The sequence below is a fragment of the Parabacteroides sp. PM6-13 genome, assembly GCF_029892605.1.
Lineage (GTDB): Bacteria > Bacteroidota > Bacteroidia > Bacteroidales > Tannerellaceae > QVMG01.
The window spans coordinates 157835-175504 of the sequence record NZ_JARXWF010000001.1; the positions used below are offsets into that span (position 1 = coordinate 157835).

General features: G+C 49.3%; 11 protein-coding genes. 2 read left to right on the forward strand and 9 right to left on the reverse strand.

What is annotated here, in order from left to right; genetic code table 11:
• Positions 1 to 9 precede the first annotated feature (9 nt).
• Positions 10 to 2358 carry an alpha-L-arabinofuranosidase C-terminal domain-containing protein gene (locus tag M2134_RS00640; RefSeq protein ID WP_280749466.1) on the reverse strand — a complete coding sequence of 783 codons (2349 nt, stop codon included), beginning with the start codon at positions 2356 to 2358 and terminating at the stop codon, positions 10 to 12.
• 186 nt (positions 2359 to 2544) lie between these two features.
• On the opposite strand from M2134_RS00640, the gene ricT reads away from it, so the two are divergent.
• Both ricT and M2134_RS00650 read left to right on the forward strand, forming a co-directional pair.
• Positions 2545 to 3846: a regulatory iron-sulfur-containing complex subunit RicT gene (gene ricT / locus M2134_RS00645; RefSeq protein WP_280749467.1), complete on the forward strand. Its 1302-nt coding sequence runs from the start codon at positions 2545 to 2547 to the stop codon at positions 3844 to 3846.
• Positions 3847 to 3869: 23 nt separating this feature from the next.
• A complete protein-coding gene (locus tag M2134_RS00650) occupies positions 3870 to 4346 on the forward strand; it encodes a gliding motility lipoprotein GldH (protein WP_280749468.1) in 477 nt (158 codons plus the stop codon).
• A gap of 14 nt (positions 4347 to 4360) precedes the next feature.
• Here M2134_RS00650 and rodA read toward each other — a convergent pair whose 3' ends face one another.
• From rodA to M2134_RS00690, 8 genes are all read right to left on the reverse strand, one after another.
• Entirely contained in the window at positions 4361 to 5827 is a 1467-nt protein-coding gene (gene rodA / locus M2134_RS00655; protein ID WP_280749469.1) for a rod shape-determining protein RodA, read from the reverse strand.
• Positions 5814 to 7673, reverse strand: a complete 1860-nt coding sequence (locus tag M2134_RS00660; protein ID WP_280749470.1) for a penicillin-binding transpeptidase domain-containing protein — start codon at positions 7671 to 7673, stop codon at positions 5814 to 5816. The genes rodA and M2134_RS00660 overlap by 14 nt, the downstream gene beginning before the upstream one ends.
• Positions 7657 to 8181 carry a rod shape-determining protein MreD gene (mreD, locus tag M2134_RS00665; RefSeq protein WP_280749471.1) on the reverse strand — a complete coding sequence of 175 codons (525 nt, stop codon included), beginning with the start codon at positions 8179 to 8181 and terminating at the stop codon, positions 7657 to 7659. Before mreD ends, M2134_RS00660 begins: the two co-directional genes overlap by 17 nt.
• The gene (mreC, locus tag M2134_RS00670) at positions 8178 to 9029 is read right to left on the reverse strand and encodes a rod shape-determining protein MreC (protein WP_280749472.1); all 852 of its coding nucleotides are present in this window, start codon (positions 9027 to 9029) and stop codon (positions 8178 to 8180) included. Before mreC ends, mreD begins: the two co-directional genes overlap by 4 nt.
• Before the next feature lie 76 nt (positions 9030 to 9105).
• Positions 9106 to 10125 (reverse strand): rod shape-determining protein, encoded by a 1020-nt coding sequence (locus M2134_RS00675; RefSeq protein WP_280749473.1) that lies wholly within the window; start codon positions 10123 to 10125, stop codon positions 9106 to 9108.
• 6 nt (positions 10126 to 10131) lie between these two features.
• Complete coding sequence (purH, locus tag M2134_RS00680; protein ID WP_280749474.1) at positions 10132 to 11655, reverse strand: bifunctional phosphoribosylaminoimidazolecarboxamide formyltransferase/IMP cyclohydrolase; 1524 nt, start codon at positions 11653 to 11655, stop codon at positions 10132 to 10134.
• Positions 11656 to 11887: 232 nt separating this feature from the next.
• Positions 11888 to 16063, reverse strand: a complete 4176-nt coding sequence (locus M2134_RS00685; protein ID WP_280758100.1) for a two-component regulator propeller domain-containing protein — start codon at positions 16061 to 16063, stop codon at positions 11888 to 11890.
• Positions 16064 to 16163: 100 nt separating this feature from the next.
• Entirely contained in the window at positions 16164 to 17663 is a 1500-nt protein-coding gene (locus tag M2134_RS00690) for an arabinan endo-1,5-alpha-L-arabinosidase (RefSeq protein WP_280749475.1), read from the reverse strand.
• Between the last annotated feature and the right edge of the window lie 7 nt (positions 17664 to 17670).

The following is a 17670-nucleotide window of genomic DNA, read 5'->3' on the forward strand; positions in this document are numbered from 1 at the left end:
TACTATTGCTTATCTCTTCAACGTGATGACGGTATAAGAATATTTGGGGAATGTGTACTTCGCGTTTTTGCGGGCGATGGTCGCCTTCGATGGCTTAAATACGACATTGTCCTTATTCTCATAGGTATTGAATTCCGTCAGTTCGCAATTGCCGATCGTTTGTACATCCGCACGGCTGCCGAAACGGAAATTCGCAATATTAATCACTGCGTCTAAAGGCTGATCCGACATATTCGCTACGTAGATGGTCATTTCGTTCTTCGCGTCATTGATCTTTGCCGTTACATCCAACAGCTCTTCGTTGCTGGTAGCCTTCACGACATTTGGTTTCCATGTCTTCATCATCATCTCATCGATATGAGCCGACGGTTGGAACCAAATGGCATCGGGTGTATAGTGAACACGTCCCTGATCCCACATATAATGTAATCCGTGCGGTTGGAAGGTATTGGCTGTTCCCAGCATCTGGAAGCAGTCACCATAGCGTTGCAGGGTGTTCCAGTTGTGCGCGTGTGCCAAACCGCGATCCCAGTCACAGCGGAAGCCGTTTTCTTCCATCGGGTGCAGGTTCAGTTTGAATCCGGGGTGATCTTTTGCCAATTCTCTTTGCAGATTGATACCCATCTCGTTCAGGAAGGCATTGCCTCTATCGGCAAACTCGCGGGCACCTGAATAATGCGGGTCCCAAGCCAATTTGTCGCCTTTTCCTTGGGCAACAAACCATCCGGCGAGTTCTGACGCCAGGCGATACTGGCTGCCCAGGTTTTCTTCCTCCTGTCGTAGTTGCTGTTGCAGTCTACGTAACTGGCGTTGATCGGCATCTGCCGCCTTTTCCATTTCCGCCAATTGCGCGCGCAGGCGTTCAACCTGTTGTTTTTGCTGTTCCGAACCACCGCGTACATATCCATTACCACCAATATTCAACGAGGTCATGATCGATATATTCGGATCTACCTCCCAGGCTGCCTTAGCAAATTTCTTCATACATTCCACATACCCCCGGGAGATACCCCGTTCGTTGTCTACCTGGATGTATTTCAGGTTGTAAGGCTCCGGATGTCCGTCGGCAGCACGAATCGCGCCCCATTTCGAGGTAACCGGTCCGTTTACATACTCTACAAAGTCACGAATATCTTCATACGATTCGTTCATGCTCATCCCGATGATGGCGATGGCATCGATGGCTTCCGCCGCCTGCAGCATTTCAATAAAACCAAAGCTATGCGTTGCGTAGGCATTAAATCCGCTGCGGAAAGTAACCCGGCGTTCGTCGATCGGTCCGCGCATCAGCTTCCAACGATACAAGTAGGTGTCTGCCCCTACGTCGACCATGGAACCATTGTAACGGAATGCCGTGATGCCCTGCTTCTTCAAAGCCTCTGTGAATTTTGTCTGGATAGGCCATCCGCCTTCTACGCGTCCCCAGGTGCCCGGTTGCAGGAAGGCAAAACCAAGATCGATGGTGCCCGGCGCTTTCAGGGAGATGCCAAAGCGTCCGTTGATGGTGCCACCGTTAGGGATCAGTTCGTAGGTTACCTTTTCATACGAACCGTCTCCGCGGAGCTGATATGATTTTTCTGCCAACACCTTGTTGTTATCGTCGCGAAGCGAGAGGAAAATGGTGGTCGGTTTCTCGGCTTTTATGCGCAATACGCCATCATACGATTTACCATTCTCAAACATAATGCCCGAGCGGTACAGCCCATGGTTGGTAATACCTACTTCGCCACTTCCGCCTGTAAAGCTGATGCGCTGTGTCTGGCGTCCCATATAAGCCTTGCCGTCACGCACCAATTCGTATTTGTACTGCGGACTACCCTCGGTCAGTTTCGACCAGTATTTCGACACCTGTTCGTTGCCGCTGATCCGATCCATCATGATACGCTGAATGTTGGGAGGAAGAGAGTCATACACCAGGAAGCGTCCCGGGAAAATCCATCCGGAGAGATTGTGAGGCGCGCCACCGAATCGTCCGGCGGAATAGATGTCGTTCGAGTTGAAATCATACTTCTCGCCCAGGTTGTTCCAGGAGATACGGGTGTAAATGTCCGACTGGCTCAACAAGTGAGGAATGCCTCTTTCGTCGATCACCACATACACCTTAGAATAGTCTTTCCGATCAAGTTTCAGGAAGTCCACGTCGATGTTTTCTTCAAAAGCCTCGCCATGCAACAGCTGGCTGAACATACCACCATTGGTCTGGTTGTTGAGGTCTTCAATGTTCGTCCCGTTAAACAGTTTTGTAACGGTGGCTACTTTTTCGCCCGCGTCAATATCGATATTGACCGGAGCCTTGTTCTGCGCCGACAAACTGGTTGCCGCTAACAGCAAAACGGTGGTAAAGAATAGATTTTTCATGATACAGATTTATTTATTTCACAATAACAAAGAGTCAAGGGGAGCTTAAATAAGTGTACATAATACACATTACGCAAATATAAACAAATCTATTTAATATCAAATGATTTCGCCCAAATATGAGAATTATTAACTACTTTTGCACGAGAGTATTGATAGAATACATAGATCAATTCAACAAATCGCATGGATTTTAAGCTAAATAACGGCAGCATTCGCATATGTTCAAAAGGTTGCTGTAAAAAACAAGATAAGAAACTAAACACCTACGACTGGCTTTATGATGTTCCGGGAGCGGAAGAGGCAACGGAGTATGTGGAAGTACAATTCAAAAATACCCGTAAAGGGTATTACGTAAACAGTGCAAAACTCCCATTGGAAAAAGGGGATGTAGTAGCTGTAGAATCAAGTCCGGGACATGATATCGGAACAGTCACTCTTACCGGGAAGCTGGTGGAACTTCAGATGAAGAAGAACCATGTCCGCATCGATGCAGAGCCTAAAAAAATCTACCGCAAAGCTAAGCAGACAGACCTCGACAAATATGCCGAAGCCAAAGCACGCGAACACGACACGATGATCCGTTCGCGCCAAATCGCCGCGGACTTGGGTCTCAACATGAAAATCGGCGACGTGGAATACCTGGGTGACGGCAACAAAGCCATCTTCTATTACATAGCTGACGAGCGCGTTGACTTTCGCCAACTGATTAAGGTATTGGCCGACTCGTTCCGGGTGCGCATTGAGATGAAACAGATCGGTGCACGTCAGGAGGCTGGACGCATCGGAGGTATCGGACCATGCGGACGCGAATTATGCTGTTCGAGCTGGATGACGAATTTCGTATCGGTGGCTACCGGAGCGGCGCGTTATCAAGACATCTCCATGAATCCCCAAAAGCTGGCCGGACAATGCGCCAAGCTGAAGTGTTGTATCAACTATGAGGTTGACACCTATGTGGAAGCGCAGAAGCAATTGCCCTCCCGCGAAGTGGTATTGGAGACAAAAGAGAAGAACTATTTTCATTTCAAGAGCGACCTGTTCAACAAGACCATCACCTATTCGACAGAAAAGGCGTATGCGTCGAACCTGGTCACCATATCAGCCGATCGCGCTTTTGATATCATCCGCATGAACAAGCGTGGCGAACGCCCCGAATCGCTCGAAGAGGTGCAACGACAAACACCTAAGAGAGACGCGATGGACATCCTGGGACAAGACAGCTTGACCCGCTTCGACAACGTCAAGAAAAAGAAGAAAAAGAAAAAGAAAAAGCCTGAGGGAGGCGAACCGCAACCGGCCGACCGGCCTCATAATGAGCGTCCGCCCCAAAATCGGAGCAACAATGAACGCGGTCACCAGAACCGGGACAACAACGAGCGTGCTCCTCAAAACCGAGGTAACAATGAGCGTCCGTCCCAGAACCGGGGCAACAACGAGCAGCCACCCCGCTCCTTCAAGCGCCCTATCAAAAAGACAGAGAACTAATCATCAGAGAAGTTGACTGACGCATGAAAAAAGGCATTGGGAACATACTCATATGGATAGGAGCAGGTTGTCTATTGCTTTCGTCTTGTGACAACCGGGTGATCTACGACAAATACCTGACGCTGGAAGAACGGAATTGGGATAAGGAGAAAGAGTATTTCTTTCTGTTTCAGATCGACGATAACACCATCCCTTACGATCTAACCTTCGAGGTGCGCAATAACAACCTGTATCCGTTTCAGAACCTATGGGTATTTATCGAAGAGCAGCAACCTTCGGGCGAGGTGAAACGCGACACGCTGGAATGTATGCTGGCCGACGACTTCGGCAAATGGCTGGGCGATGGCATGTCGGTTCATGAATTGAGCTTCCCGCTACGCACCCATTATCAGTTTCCCGACACAGGCACCTATTCGATCAGCTTCCGACAAGGCATGCGCAAAGAGATTCTACCCGGTATTCAGCAGCTGGGCTTACGCATCGAAACATCTAACAGATAGTTCAAAAAGGCGTATTAATGCTTCACCTTCCGGGAGGCATCCAATCGCAGGAAGATAAACAACAGGATCGTAAATCCCCAGAGCGAGGATCCGCCATAGCTAAAGAAAGGCAAAGGAATCCCGATCACGGGCGTAATGCCGAGAACCATCCCGATATTGATTAATAGGTGGAAGAAGAAGATCGAGGCGACACTGTATCCGTAGACCCTTCCGAAGGTACTATTTTGCCGTTCGGCCAGCCAGATAAGCCGGAGAATAAACAAGCCAAAGAGGATCAAGGCAGCGGAAGCACCGATAAAGCCCTGCTCCTCGCCCACTGTGCAAAAGATAAAGTCGGTATCCTGCTCAGGCACATACTTCAGTTTGGTCTGCGTTCCATTCAGAAAACCTTTCCCCGTCAAGCCACCTGAGCCGATAGCGATCTTCGATTGATTCACATTATACCCTGCACCGCTGGGATCATCCTCCAAGCCTAAAGAGACTTTGATACGTACCTGCTGGTGAGGTTCCAATATATTATCGAACACATAATCGACCGAATAGAGGAAACCGACGGATAAAACGGAGAACAAAGCAATGACGGCGTACGACCATACCCACTTCTTTAGCGAAAGGACAAGAAGATAAACTCCCAATACGGCAATAAGCCCATAGCTTACCCAGACAAAATTCAACGGAATATATAAAGAGACTATATATGCCGCCAGATAACCCAATGCCACAATTCCTAAAAGAATCCACATATTGCGTTTGTCTTTTGCCACGGCCCCGACCAGGGCGGCTGAGATGATCAGGGTCATAACCATAACCAATAGCTCACCCAAAGGGGTGATACCGACCACATCTTCCGAGTACTTAATACCCGTCACAAAATAGACAATGGCGCAAATGCCTGCCAAAAGAATATAGCCCGACATGCCTTCGCGGTAGAGCACAAAGAAGAAAGCCAGGTAAACCAATGCCGAACCGGTCTCTTTCTGTAACAGAATGCAAAGCATGGGGACGAGAATAAGCAATAGGGCAATGAAAAAATTTCGGGGAGTAAGCTTAAACCCATAGCCATTCATAAACTTCGCCAGGGCAAGCGCCGTAGCGAATTTCGCAAATTCGGCCGGCTGCAGACGGATAGGTCCCAACACCAACCAGGAGCGCGACCCTTTGATATCAGGGACAAAGGGCAGATTGGCTACCGCACCGATAATCGTTGCGATCAATAAGAGAATAAAAAAACCGTATATCAGGTAAGCAAACACATTATAGAACTTATCATCCAGCATCATAATGATAAAGATCAATACCACAGAGGAGCCGATCCATATCAACTGAGAGCCCGGACGACCGGAGGGGTCGAACAGTCCCGCGTTATCAAAATCATAACTGGCACCGCAAATGCTAAACCACCCTGCTGCCACCAACAGGATAAAGAAGAGGATCGTAATCCAGTCGACTGTTTGCCAAAGGCTCTTTTTACTGTTGCGCATAGGGTAAGATGGTTGAAGAGTGGATCATTTGTTCTTCTATATAGCGGCTTTCGATCGATTGCTCCACCTCCAGGTACTTCTCCATCATCAAACGACCGATGGGCACCCCGTAGTTGGCACCCCAGCCTCCGTTTTCCACATAAACGGCAACGGCCACTTTCGGATTCTGATAAGGAGCAAAACCGATAAAGGCGGAGTGATCTTTCCCGTGCGGGTTCTCTGCCGTACCGGTCTTTCCACACACCTCGATGCCCGGAATAGCCGCGCGACGGCAGGTACCGGTCACAACTGCCTGTCGCATCCCTTCGGCAACAACCTCGTAATGCGGACGATCCACCGTCGTATAGCGACGGGTGGTATAGATAGAATCCAAAGGGGTATCTTCGATCTCCCGAACCATATGCGGCGTATAGAAATAACCCCGGTTGGCAATAGTAGCGGCCAGGTTCGCGATCTGCAACGGCGTCGCCGTCACCTCACCCTGTCCGATCGCAATAGAGATGATCGTGCTGGAGTTCCAACGCGTCGGATGATATTTATCATAGAACTTACTGTTGGGTATAAAACCACGGGATTCGCCCGGCAGGTCAATACCCAAACGATAGCCATAGCCCATAGAGACAATATGATTCTTCCAGGACTCAAAAGCCTCCTGCACGGTAGGATAGAGCTTCCGGTCGTCTAACATATCATGCAATCCCCAACAGAAGTAGGAGTTACAGGAGGTGGCCAATGCGGGAACCAGCGTGAGCGGCGAACCATGCGCATGGCAAGCAGGCTTTCCTCCCCGGAACGTATACCCCATAGCACAGGAGTAATGTGTATGGATAGTCGTTGATCCCTCCTGCAAGAAGATAAGTCCCTGCGATGGCTTGAAGGTAGAGCCCGGAGGATAAAAGCCCATAATCGAACGGTCGAGCAAAGGGTTCAGCGGATTTTTCTCCAGCATAATGTGATTGGCACCACGCTGACGGCCGACCAATAAACGAGGATCATAGGAAGGAGCGGTCACCAAACAGAGCACCTCGCCGGTCGAAGGCTCGATCATCACAATACTGCCCAGCTTCCCTTGCATCAGCTTCTCGCCGTAAGCCTGCAACTCCATGTCGATACTCAATTTCAAGCTCTTTCCCGACACCGGAGGCACATCGTGAATACCCTCTTCATATTTCCCTTTGATACGCCCATGCGCATCGCGCAACAGGATCTCAATTCCCTTTTCGCCGCGTAATACATGCTCATACGAGCGCTCCACGCCGGAGCGTCCCGAATAGTCACCCTGCACATAATAGGGATCTTTCTCGATATCTTTTTTGTTTACCTCGCCCACATCACCCAGGATATTGCCGGCATTCGGGTATTCATAATCGCGCAGGGTACGGTTCTGGATATAAAAACCGGGGAATTTATAGAGTTTTTCCTGCAGCATCCCATACTCCTGCGCCGAAAGCTGGTTCATAAACAACTGAGGGACATACGAGGAGTAACCCGGATTCAGGCGGCGATCCTTGATTTCCACGATGCGTCGATCGAACACCTCTTTGGTGATGCCTACTGTACTGCAGAACTCAAGCGTATCGAAGGGTTGCACCTCGCGCATCACCACCATCACGTCGTAGGCCGGCTGGTTATAGACCAACAGTCGCCCGGTACGGTCGTATATGATTCCCCGGGAGGGGTAAATGGTTTTTCGCAGGAAGGCATTGTTGTCTGCCCAGATCTTGTAGTCGTTATCCAATACCTGCAGGATGAAAAGGCGAATAATAAAGAGAAGGACCACCACTACGACAGCCCCGCTAATGATATATTTACGGTTTTCAAACTTAAATTTATCGTTTGTCTTCACTTTGTTGTGACTCTACATTAAATGCTTCTACTGCTAAAATCAACAGGATAGTCATCACGCTACTTCCCAGAATGCGTAAAGATAGGAAAAGCGGATCGAAAAGCGAGAAGGATTCAATAAGAAATAATGCCGTATGGTGGATCAACACAAAAGAGAGCGTGTATTTGAAGAAATTACCGAAGCCAAACGAGCGATACGAGGGATATACCCCATCCGGCAGATCCTTTCCCACCCAGAAACGAATCAGCGGCTCCCGACAAAAAGCAGCCAGCGTACAGGCTGCGGCGTGCATACCGGGTGTATTGGTGAACGCGTCTATCACCAAGCCGGTAAAAAACGCAATCAGAAGCATATTGTTACGCGAGATATCGTAAGGCAGTTTCAACAGAAAATAGAGATACAGAAAAGGAGTCACCATCCGTAGGAAATGGATGTGATTCAGAAAGAGCACCTGTATAAGTACAAGCACCACAAAATAGATCAGTCCTCGTATAACATCCTGTATCATCTCTCTTTTATCTCGCTTTCCAGGCGTCGTTGTTCCGCCTGCATCGGGTTAATCAATACGCGCACATTTGTCAGCGACTGGAAGTCGGTCGACGGAGCTATATCCAAGGCATGAAAATTATCATCATGCTGGCGACGGGCATCCACAACGGTTCCCACAATAATGCCCGGAGGAAATATGCCCGAATAGGAGCTTGTCACAACCGTATCGCCCTTCTCGAATTCCACATGGCGCGGCAGTTCGTTCAACTGCACCAGGCGCGGGTCACGTCCGTTCCAGTTCAAGGTACCGAAGTAATTATTTCCTGCCAGCTTACAACTCAGCCCGAACTTAGGATTCAACATCGGCATAACGACTGCAAAATAATCATCTACCTTGGTCACAATGCCTACCACTCCCTGGTCGGACACCACCCCCATATCCGGTTCGACACCAGCTTGGCGTCCCCGGTTGATCGTGATATAGTTAGAGAGGTGTGTCACGCTGTTGTTGACCACCTTGGCTGCCACAAACGAGTAAGGAAAATGTTCGGTCGAGTCGGGCAGAAAGCCCATAAACGGACGCTCTTTCGCCTGCAATGCCTCAATCTCATCACGCAGGGCGATCACCTCCATTTCCAATTCACCGTTGCGCACGGTCAACTCCCGGTTCTCCTCGCCCAGATTGAAATAGCTTATGACTGATCCTGCCAACGAGGCAATATGTCCGGTCACCACATTGGCTGAACTGATCAGTATGGTTCGCTGGTAGGTGCTGTTCTGATATATCAACAGAAAAGCAACCACCTCCAGCAAAAAGAATAAAAGCCAGTGACGTTTGCGAACAAGGAAATCAATCAGTTGACGCATTTCTTGGAAATGAAGAATAAAGAATGAAGAATGAAGAATTAGTTTTCATTCTCCATTCTTCATTCTTCATTCATTATTATCTCATTAGGAAACTAAACTTATCTATATTTTTCAGGGCGATACCGGTTCCTTTGGCTACCGCATGCAAGGGATCTTCCGCCACGTGGAACTTGATATTCATCTTATCGGTCAATCGCTTATCGAGCCCGCGCATCAACGCCCCTCCACCTGCCAGGTAGATACCGTTACGCACGATATCGGCATACAACTCAGGAGGCGTATGCTCCAGGGCGCTCAGGATAGCCGCTTCCATCTTGGAAATAGATTTTTCCATACAATGAGCTATCTCCTGATAAGAGACAGGTACCTCCATCGGGAGTGCCGTCATCTGATTAGGCCCATGAACGATATAGTCTTCGGGAGGATTATCCAGGAAAGTCAAAGCAGATCCGACATTAATTTTAATAGCTTCCGCTGTCCGTTCTCCTACTTTGATATTATGTTGTCTGCGCATATATTCGCGAATATCTTCCGTCAGATCGTCACCCGCCACACGGATCGACTTGTTGGCAACGATACCACCCAATGAGATCACGGCAATTTCGGTCGTTCCTCCACCTATATCCACAATCATATTTCCTTCGGGGGCTTCCACATCCAATCCGATACCAACCGCGGCAGCCATCGGTTCATAAACCATATAGACATCGCGGCCTCCGGCATGCTCCGCCGAATCGCGCACAGCACGCATCTCCACCTCCGTACAACCGGAAGGGATACATACCACGATACGCAAAGAGGGAGAGAAAAGGCGGTTTTTCGGGTTGATCATCTTGATCATCCCACGAATCATCTGCTCGGCTGCATAAAAATCCGCAATCACACCATCGCGTAGTGGGCGTACGGTTTTTATATTCTCATGCGCTTTTCCATGCATTTTTCGCGCTATTTCCCCGATAGCTATCACCTTTTCGGAGCGTCTGTCGAGAGCCACCATCGACGGCTGATCGACCACCACCTTACCATTGCTGATGATAATCGTATTGGCTGTTCCGAGGTCCATCGCCAACTCTTGTGTGAAAGAGAATAATCCCATTGTTCTTTAGTGTTTAAAATGACGAACTCCTGTTTTTACCATAGCCACGTCGTGCGCATCGCAATAGTCAACCGACAACTGATCGTTTACCGATCCGCCCGGCTGAATCACCGCTCTGATTCCGGCCTCATAAGCTATTTCCACGCAATCGGGGAAAGGGAAAAAGGCGTCGGAAGCCATCACCGCTCCTTGCAGATCGAACTCGAACGAGCGAGCTTTCTCGATAGCCTGACGCAAACTGTCAACACGCGATGTCTGACCGATACCGCTTGCACACAATTGTTTATTTTTCACCAGCGTAATCGCATTCGATTTGCTGTGTTTTACGATCTTATTGGCAAACAAGAGATCTTCTACCTCTTCGGCAGTCGGTGCCTTCTTTGTCAAAGGTTGCAGATCGGTTGCCACCTGAATGCTCAGGTCTTTCTCCTGCTGCAATACGCCATTCAACAACGAACGGAATTGAGTTGTCGACAATTGACAGTCCTTACGCACCAGGATAATACGGTTTTTCTTTTGTTTCAATACCTCCAGAGCCTCCTCTTCATAAGCCGGAGCAATCACCACCTCGAAGAAGATCTTATGCATCTCTTCCGCAGCAGCTTTGGTAATGGTGGTATTGGTAATCAGGATTCCTCCGAAAGCCGATACCGGGTCACCCGCCAAGGCATCATTCCAAGCCTCGAGCACTGTCGGACGGGAAGCGATACCGCACGCATTGTTATGCTTCAGGATCGCGAAGGTCACCTCGTCGAACTCATCGATCAGGCTCACCGCCGCATCGATATCCAAGAGGTTATTGTAAGATATTTCTTTTCCATGCAACTGGTCGAACATATCGCTGAGACGGCCAAAGAAGGCAGCCGCCTGATGTGGGTTCTCTCCGTAACGCATCGGGATCGGTCCGTCTACCGCCGCGCGGAAGTAGGAACCATTTCCGGCATCGAAATAGTTGAAAATCGCCGAGTCATAGCCGGAAGAAACCGCGAAGGCCTCTTTAGCAAACCAACGACGATCGTCGATCGTGGAGTTGGCTCCCTTTTCGTTGAGCAGGCTCATCAACGGAGCGTATTGCGCCTTGGAAGCGACAATAATCACATCTTTATAATTTTTGGCTGCACCCCGGATCAACGAGATACCGCCTATATCTATCTTTTCAATAATCGCCTGGTCTTCCGCTCCCGAAGCAACAGTCTCTTCGAAAGGATACAGATCCACAATCACCAGGTCGATCTCAGGAATTTCATATTGTTCCAACTGGGCACGATCCTGCTCATTCTCACGACGAGCCAAAATACCACCAAACACCTTCGGATGTAATGTTTTTACGCGTCCGCCCAAAATAGAAGGATAACCGGTCAAATCCTCCACAGCATCACAGGGCACTCCCAATGATTCGATAAACGCCTGCGTACCTCCGGTAGACACAAAGGAAACTCCTTCACGATGGAGTTTCAAAATGATTTCGTCTAAACCTTCTTTGTAATAAACAGATACCAGTGCGCGTTTTATTTTCTTTGTTGTAGTCATTTACACTGTTCGTTTTGATAAAAAATTTCTTTTGAAGCACAAAAGTAGCTATAATTTCCAAGTTTGCCGCCTTTGCTGTTATATATTTAGGTGAGATCGCGCTATTTTTTTCCGTTTTTTTCCTGCCCTCCGAAGCAGGAAAAAAATTCTCATGCGGGTGAGAATTTTTTCTCATCCGGGTGAGAATAAAAATTGACCAACCAATCCCGCCACCCCGCGGATTGATCTTCGATCATTTTTTCATGTACTGGCTGGGGGCGATACCGAAATATTTGGTAAAGCAACGCGTAAAGTATTTCGGATCATTAAACCCTACTTTGTAAGCAATTTCCGAGACATTCATGGCGCTGTCGGCAGCACTATCAAACAGCTCCTTGGCCTTGTTCAAGCGATAGTTGCGAATAATCTTCACCGCCGATTGCCCGGTAAGCGATTGCAGTTTGGAATGTAGAAGACTTTTGCTCATATTCATCTTATCCATCAACTGCGACACATCAAAAGAGGCATCTTGGTAATGATCCCGAAGGATATTCATCAGATTATCCAAAAAGAGCTTATCGGGCGAACGTTCTTCCATCTTCAGTTTCCGCACATCGAGGTTGTCTTGGAACTCATTATGCAGGCGTAAGCGCGACTCCAGGATATTTTCGATCCGTGCCCGCAACAGATCGGCATCAAACGGCTTGGCTATGTAGCCATCCGCTCCCACCTTATAGCCCTCGATCCGCACCGTCGTTGAGCTCTTGGCCGTCAATAGCAACACAGGGATATGGGAGGTCGAGAAATTATGTTTTATCTTCTTACAGAACTCCAACCCGTTCATCTCCGGCATCATAATATCGGAGATAATGAAGTCCGGCAAATATTTCAACGCCTTCTCAAAACCGGAAACACCTTGCGAGGCTTCAAGAATCGAATACTGATCTTCAAGGATCGAACGAATATAGATACGCATATCGGCATTGTCTTCCACAATCAATAACCGCGGTTTGGAATCGTCGTCTACCAACGATTCTTCTATCTCGACCTCCTCTTCGATCAACTCCGGCTGCTTCGCCTCCTCCGCCAACGGCTCAGCGACCATATCCTCCGCGGCCAAGGGCAACAAGATACGGAAAGAGGCACCACCCGACGGGTTATCCTCTACCCAGATGCGTCCGTTGAGTAATCCTACAATCTGCTTACAGAGCGAGAGACCGATACCCGTACCACTCTGTCCCTGTACCGGCGCAATCACCTTATTCTCCGTCTGGAAGAAGCTATCGAACACCTTTTCTTTATACTCATCCGGAATACCGCATCCCGAATCATTGACCGCCAGATAGAGCCAGGACTGCTCCTGGGCTGCCGCGCGATCGAAGAGAGCCATATAAAGCGTGATCGTGCCTTTGTTGGGCGTATATTTCACCGCGTTCGACAATAGGTTGGTCAATAAACGTTGTATCATATCGGAATCGAATCGGAAGATACGCGGGCCGATCCGATAGCGTTCCTGCAGAGTGATCTCCCGCTTTTGCATCATCGCCCGGAAAGGCGCCAGCAGAACGGCCGTAAACTCCTGCAGATTGCCCGGCCGCTTATAGAGCCTCAGCGCCATCTCCTCCGCCTTACGGAAATCCATCAGTTGATTAACCAACGAAAGGAGGTACTTCGAGTTTCGGTGAACAAGATTCAACTGATCGATCACCTTGGGATTCTGACTCAATCGCAACGCCTGCTCGATCGGCCCTTGTATCAGGGTGATCGGCGTTTTAAACTCATGCCCTATATTCGTAAAGAAGTCTATCTTATCCTGTGTCGCCTGGCGAAGTTGTTCAGACAACACCTCCAACTGCTCTTTCTGTCGTGTGATCTTATCGTTTTGTTCCTGTAGCTGTCGGTTCTGATTCAGGATCTCTTCGGTACGTTTGGCGACCTTCTTTTCCAACAGGATATTCTGTTTTTGCAGGGAACGCATCCGGCGCATACTGAAATAATAGAGCAACAACAGAGCAAGTATTGCCATCGTGATCAGAAACCAGGACTCTTTGTAGAATGGTGGGATCACCCGGATTGGCAGCTCCGTAATAAGTTCCGACCATTCTCCATCCGGCAGCGTACAACGCACCTGGAATGTATATTTACCCGCGCGCAGGTTCGTATAGGCAGCATAGCGTCGATTGGCATCCACCTCTGTCCACTCCGAGCTAAACCCTTCCAAACGATAGGCATAACGCACCTTCTCGGGAGCGATATAAGAAAGCGAAGAGAACTCCAAGGCAAACGATTTATCTTTCTCCCGAAGACGCCATCCATCGGCAAAGAGCTTCGGATTGACCTTTTGGTTGTAGAGCGATGCCCTGGTTATCGTTACCCGTCCCGCATCCGTATTGTTTTTCGTTATCTTCGGTTGGAAGGCAACGACACCATCCAGATTCCCAAAGAGCATCTCACCATTTTGTCGACGACAGGAAGCCACCCAATAGAACTGATTGGTTGAAAACCCGTCGGAGGCGTAAAAGTTAATCGAGCTCTTTTTCTCCGGCGAGAAACAGGAAAGCCCCGAATCGGTACTGATCCATAGATCACCATTATCGCCCTCCTGGATGCTGTAAATCACATTATTGGAGAGACCCGACTCCATATTGTAATGGCGAAAAAAGAGGTTCCCGTCCGCATCACGTTCCAGGTGTGCCAGCCCGTAGCCGTAGGTTCCCACCCAGATATCCCCTTGGGCAGATTCATAGATACAGTTGATCTTCTCGTTCACCGATCCCTTGGTTCCCACAGAAAGGATATTATAACGCTCCGCATGGATAATACCCTGTTCGATATTCGTTTTATTCAGATCAAGACAATAGAGCCCAAATCCGGTGCCGACCCAGAGTCGCCGTTCGCGATCCAGGCAAAGCCCGAATACCTCTTTGATCCGCTTTCCATACTCCATATCCTGCAAGACGGGCGTGGTCGTTCGCCGGGCAATGTCATAGTATTCCAAGCCGGTATGCGAACCGATCCAAAGACCGTTCCACACTTCATCGTAATGAATCCAGGAGATGAGCGGAGAAAGAAAGGAGCCTTCGCTTAATAAATCCTCCGCCCGGTCGAAATAGCCCTCGCGGTTGAGTGGCATACGATTGATGGTCTGTCCCCAGGTACCCACCCAAAGATAGCCGCCCCCTTCGGTGATATAGCTCACCGTATTGTGAGAAAGCGAATGGGGATCGTTCCAGTCGTGACGGTAATGAACGAAAGCTCCCGTGCGGTCGTCGCGCTTATTGAGCCCTCCTTCTACCGTACCTATCCATAGCTTTCCATTCGAGTCTTCATAGATAGAGTTAGCCGGCCCAACGGATAGGGAGCGCGGATCGGCATCGTGGTGAGCATACTGGGTAAACATCACCTCTTTAGGAATCATCTTGTTGATGCCCCCCTTCTCGGTGCCGACCCATATGGTGCCGTTATCGTCCTGATAAAGACTGTTTACAAAGTTATTATTCAAGCTACTTCCCTTATCGGCCTGTTGTGCCACCGGGAAGAATCGATCCTTCTCCCTGTCGTAGCTACAAAGCCCCAATAGCGTAGCGATCAACAGATCTCCGTTCTTATCGATCAGCATATCCTTCACGCAGTTTTGCATAATGGAATGGGGATCGGCCGGATCGTGAAGGTAGGAACGATGCGTTAGCGTTGCTTTGTCAAGACGCACCAAGGCGTCGTAGGTGCCAATCCAAAGATACGCCTCATCTTCCACCAACACAAACACCTCACCGATATAGGCGTCTCGGAGTGTGCCGTCTACCCGACTCAACCGGAAATTATCCGCATCGCCCGGTTCGATCCATTGCAGATACCCCGATCGATACCCCACCCAAAGGCGTCCTTTACTGTCCTCCCACAACGCCGTCACATCACGGCCGATGTCGTTCTGCGGTTTCCGGATAGAGGAGATGTCACCGTTATCATCGAGGGTGATGCGCGTTAGTCCCCCGCTACTTCCCACCCAGATATGCCCCCGGCTGTCTTCGAGAATGGAATAGATAGGATCACGAAAAAGCGGGTCGCCGATAAAAGGCTTCAAGGCCTCCTCTTCGATATCTCCGGTATAGAGATTGATGCGGTTGAGTCCCTCTTCGGTTCCCACCCATAGGTAGTGGTGGCGATCCTCTTGCAAGACATGTACAAAGAGGCTATTGATCGCGTTCGCCTCCGACTGGGTATTGTAATAATTGAACTGATAGCCATCGTAGCAATTGAGGCCATTCCAGGTGGCAAACCACATAAAGCCACGACTATCCTTATAGATATAGTCGACCATATTCTGGGAGAGTCCCTGGTCGGTAGTCAGATAGTTGAAATTGTAGGCTTCGGGGTTAAACACCGCATACCCTTCCCTGCCCGGCAAGAACAGCAAAAGGGTAGCCAGCAAACAGATAAGGCGGTTTTTTCGAGATCTATGGCACATCACACTATGAGATTACTTCCCAAAGATAACGAAAAGCACGTAAGCAGTTATCTTTTTTCTCTTTTTATTTCACCCGTTTCCCCCAAAGAGAATAGCCCTGTTTATCCAGACCGGTGAAGAGAATCGTTTTTTGTTCGTTTTCCCAGTCTTGCCCCATATGAGGGATTAGTTCACCGTAATAATCATCACCCAGTCGCAATGCCAACCGACCATCGGCATATTTCCAATGCCCCGACTGTTCGCCGGTCACCTCACCCGAAGTGGTAAAGGTATAGAGTTGGGAAACATTCACCTCGTCGGCCTGCAGCTCACCCTCTCCCCAGAGAATCTGTCCGGCATAGAGTCCGCGTTCATAAGCACTTTCGCGAATCAGGATAATCTCCCATTCACCGGCAAAATCAGCTTCAACAAACGTTTCGTTCGGAATGGCGGCATAGCGCTCAGGCGAGGCAACCGGCCACCCTTCAGCAGTCCAGAAAAGCTCACGCACGTGCAGATCCATCATCTGATTGCCGGGGCTCAGACGCCCCTGGTGCATCATAAAGAATCGCCCACCATCGTTCACCACCCCGCAATGTGCCACCCCGGCCCATCCCGGATGGTTGGCAAAGCGGTAGGGATGCGTCAGGATAGGATAGTTATTCGTCTCCTTGCGCATATCGTTGCCAAACATATCATAATAAGGACCTGCCGGGGAGTCGGAACGTCCGACACGCACGTTATAGGTCGTCATCAGCGGATCATAAGAGACAAAGAGGTAATATTGATTGAACTCCGGATTGTAGATCACCTCCGGCGCTTCAATATTATCCTTGGCACCATTGGCACGGCGGGCAATAAGGTGTCCCTGATCGCCTTCACGGAGTGCCAGCCCCGTCTCCGGGTCAAGCTGGAGGGCAAACAATCCACCAAAATAAGAGCCGTAAACCATCCAGTGTTCACCCTCTGCCGTTACAGCGATACTCGGATCAATCGCATTCATCTCAGAAGAGGCATCGGTCTTCACCACACACCCCTTCAGTTCCCAAGGACCTTCCGGCGAATCCGACTCAGCCAGTCCCATATAAGAGACCGACTGAGCAAAAGCGGACACGCAGTAATAAAGACGGTATTTCTCTCCATGTTTCACCACGTAGGGTGCCCATATATTGGTAGCTCCCTCGCCACGCAGGGCGTTCGAGCGCACATGTTGCATAGCCTCCTGGGGAATCTTGGGCAATGCCCATCCGACGAACTCCCAGTTCACCAGGTCGTTCGACTTACGCACCTGGATATACCCCAGCGGCACACCTGCCGCGGCAGCCACATCTTTGTCTTCCCGATAGATCGCATCGGTAGAATAGACATAGAAGGTATCTCCCACTTTGATACAGGCAGGGTCATGCACATTATAGGAGCCCCATTGTCGGTAATCGACCATCGCAGAGACCAACGTATAATCATCTGCCCAAGGATTAGGATTGGCCTCCGGCGTGATAGCCTCGCGCTCTGTCGTTCTACAGGAGTGACAAAGAAGGCCAATAACAAGCAGTGTGAGATAAGTGGTAAGGCAATGTCGTTTCATGGGATAA

Bases quoted from the DNA above. Each gene is read 5' to 3' on its own strand.
- rodA (WP_280749469.1), bottom strand. From the start codon at position 5,827: ATGCGCAACAGTAAAAAGAGCCTTTGGCAAACAGTCGACTGGATTACG.
- ricT (WP_280749467.1), top strand. From the start codon at position 2,545: ATGGATTTTAAGCTAAATAACGGCAGCATTCGCATATGTTCAAAAGGT.
- M2134_RS00650 (WP_280749468.1), top strand. From the start codon at position 3,870: ATGAAAAAAGGCATTGGGAACATACTCATATGGATAGGAGCAGGTTGT.
- mreD (WP_280749471.1), bottom strand. From the start codon at position 8,181: ATGATACAGGATGTTATACGAGGACTGATCTATTTTGTGGTGCTTGTA.
- M2134_RS00690 (WP_280749475.1), bottom strand. From the start codon at position 17,663: ATGAAACGACATTGCCTTACCACTTATCTCACACTGCTTGTTATTGGC.
- M2134_RS00640 (WP_280749466.1), bottom strand. From the start codon at position 2,358: ATGAAAAATCTATTCTTTACCACCGTTTTGCTGTTAGCGGCAACCAGT.
- mreC (WP_280749472.1), bottom strand. From the start codon at position 9,029: ATGCGTCAACTGATTGATTTCCTTGTTCGCAAACGTCACTGGCTTTTA.
- M2134_RS00675 (WP_280749473.1), bottom strand. From the start codon at position 10,125: ATGGGATTATTCTCTTTCACACAAGAGTTGGCGATGGACCTCGGAACA.
- purH (WP_280749474.1), bottom strand. From the start codon at position 11,655: ATGACTACAACAAAGAAAATAAAACGCGCACTGGTATCTGTTTATTAC.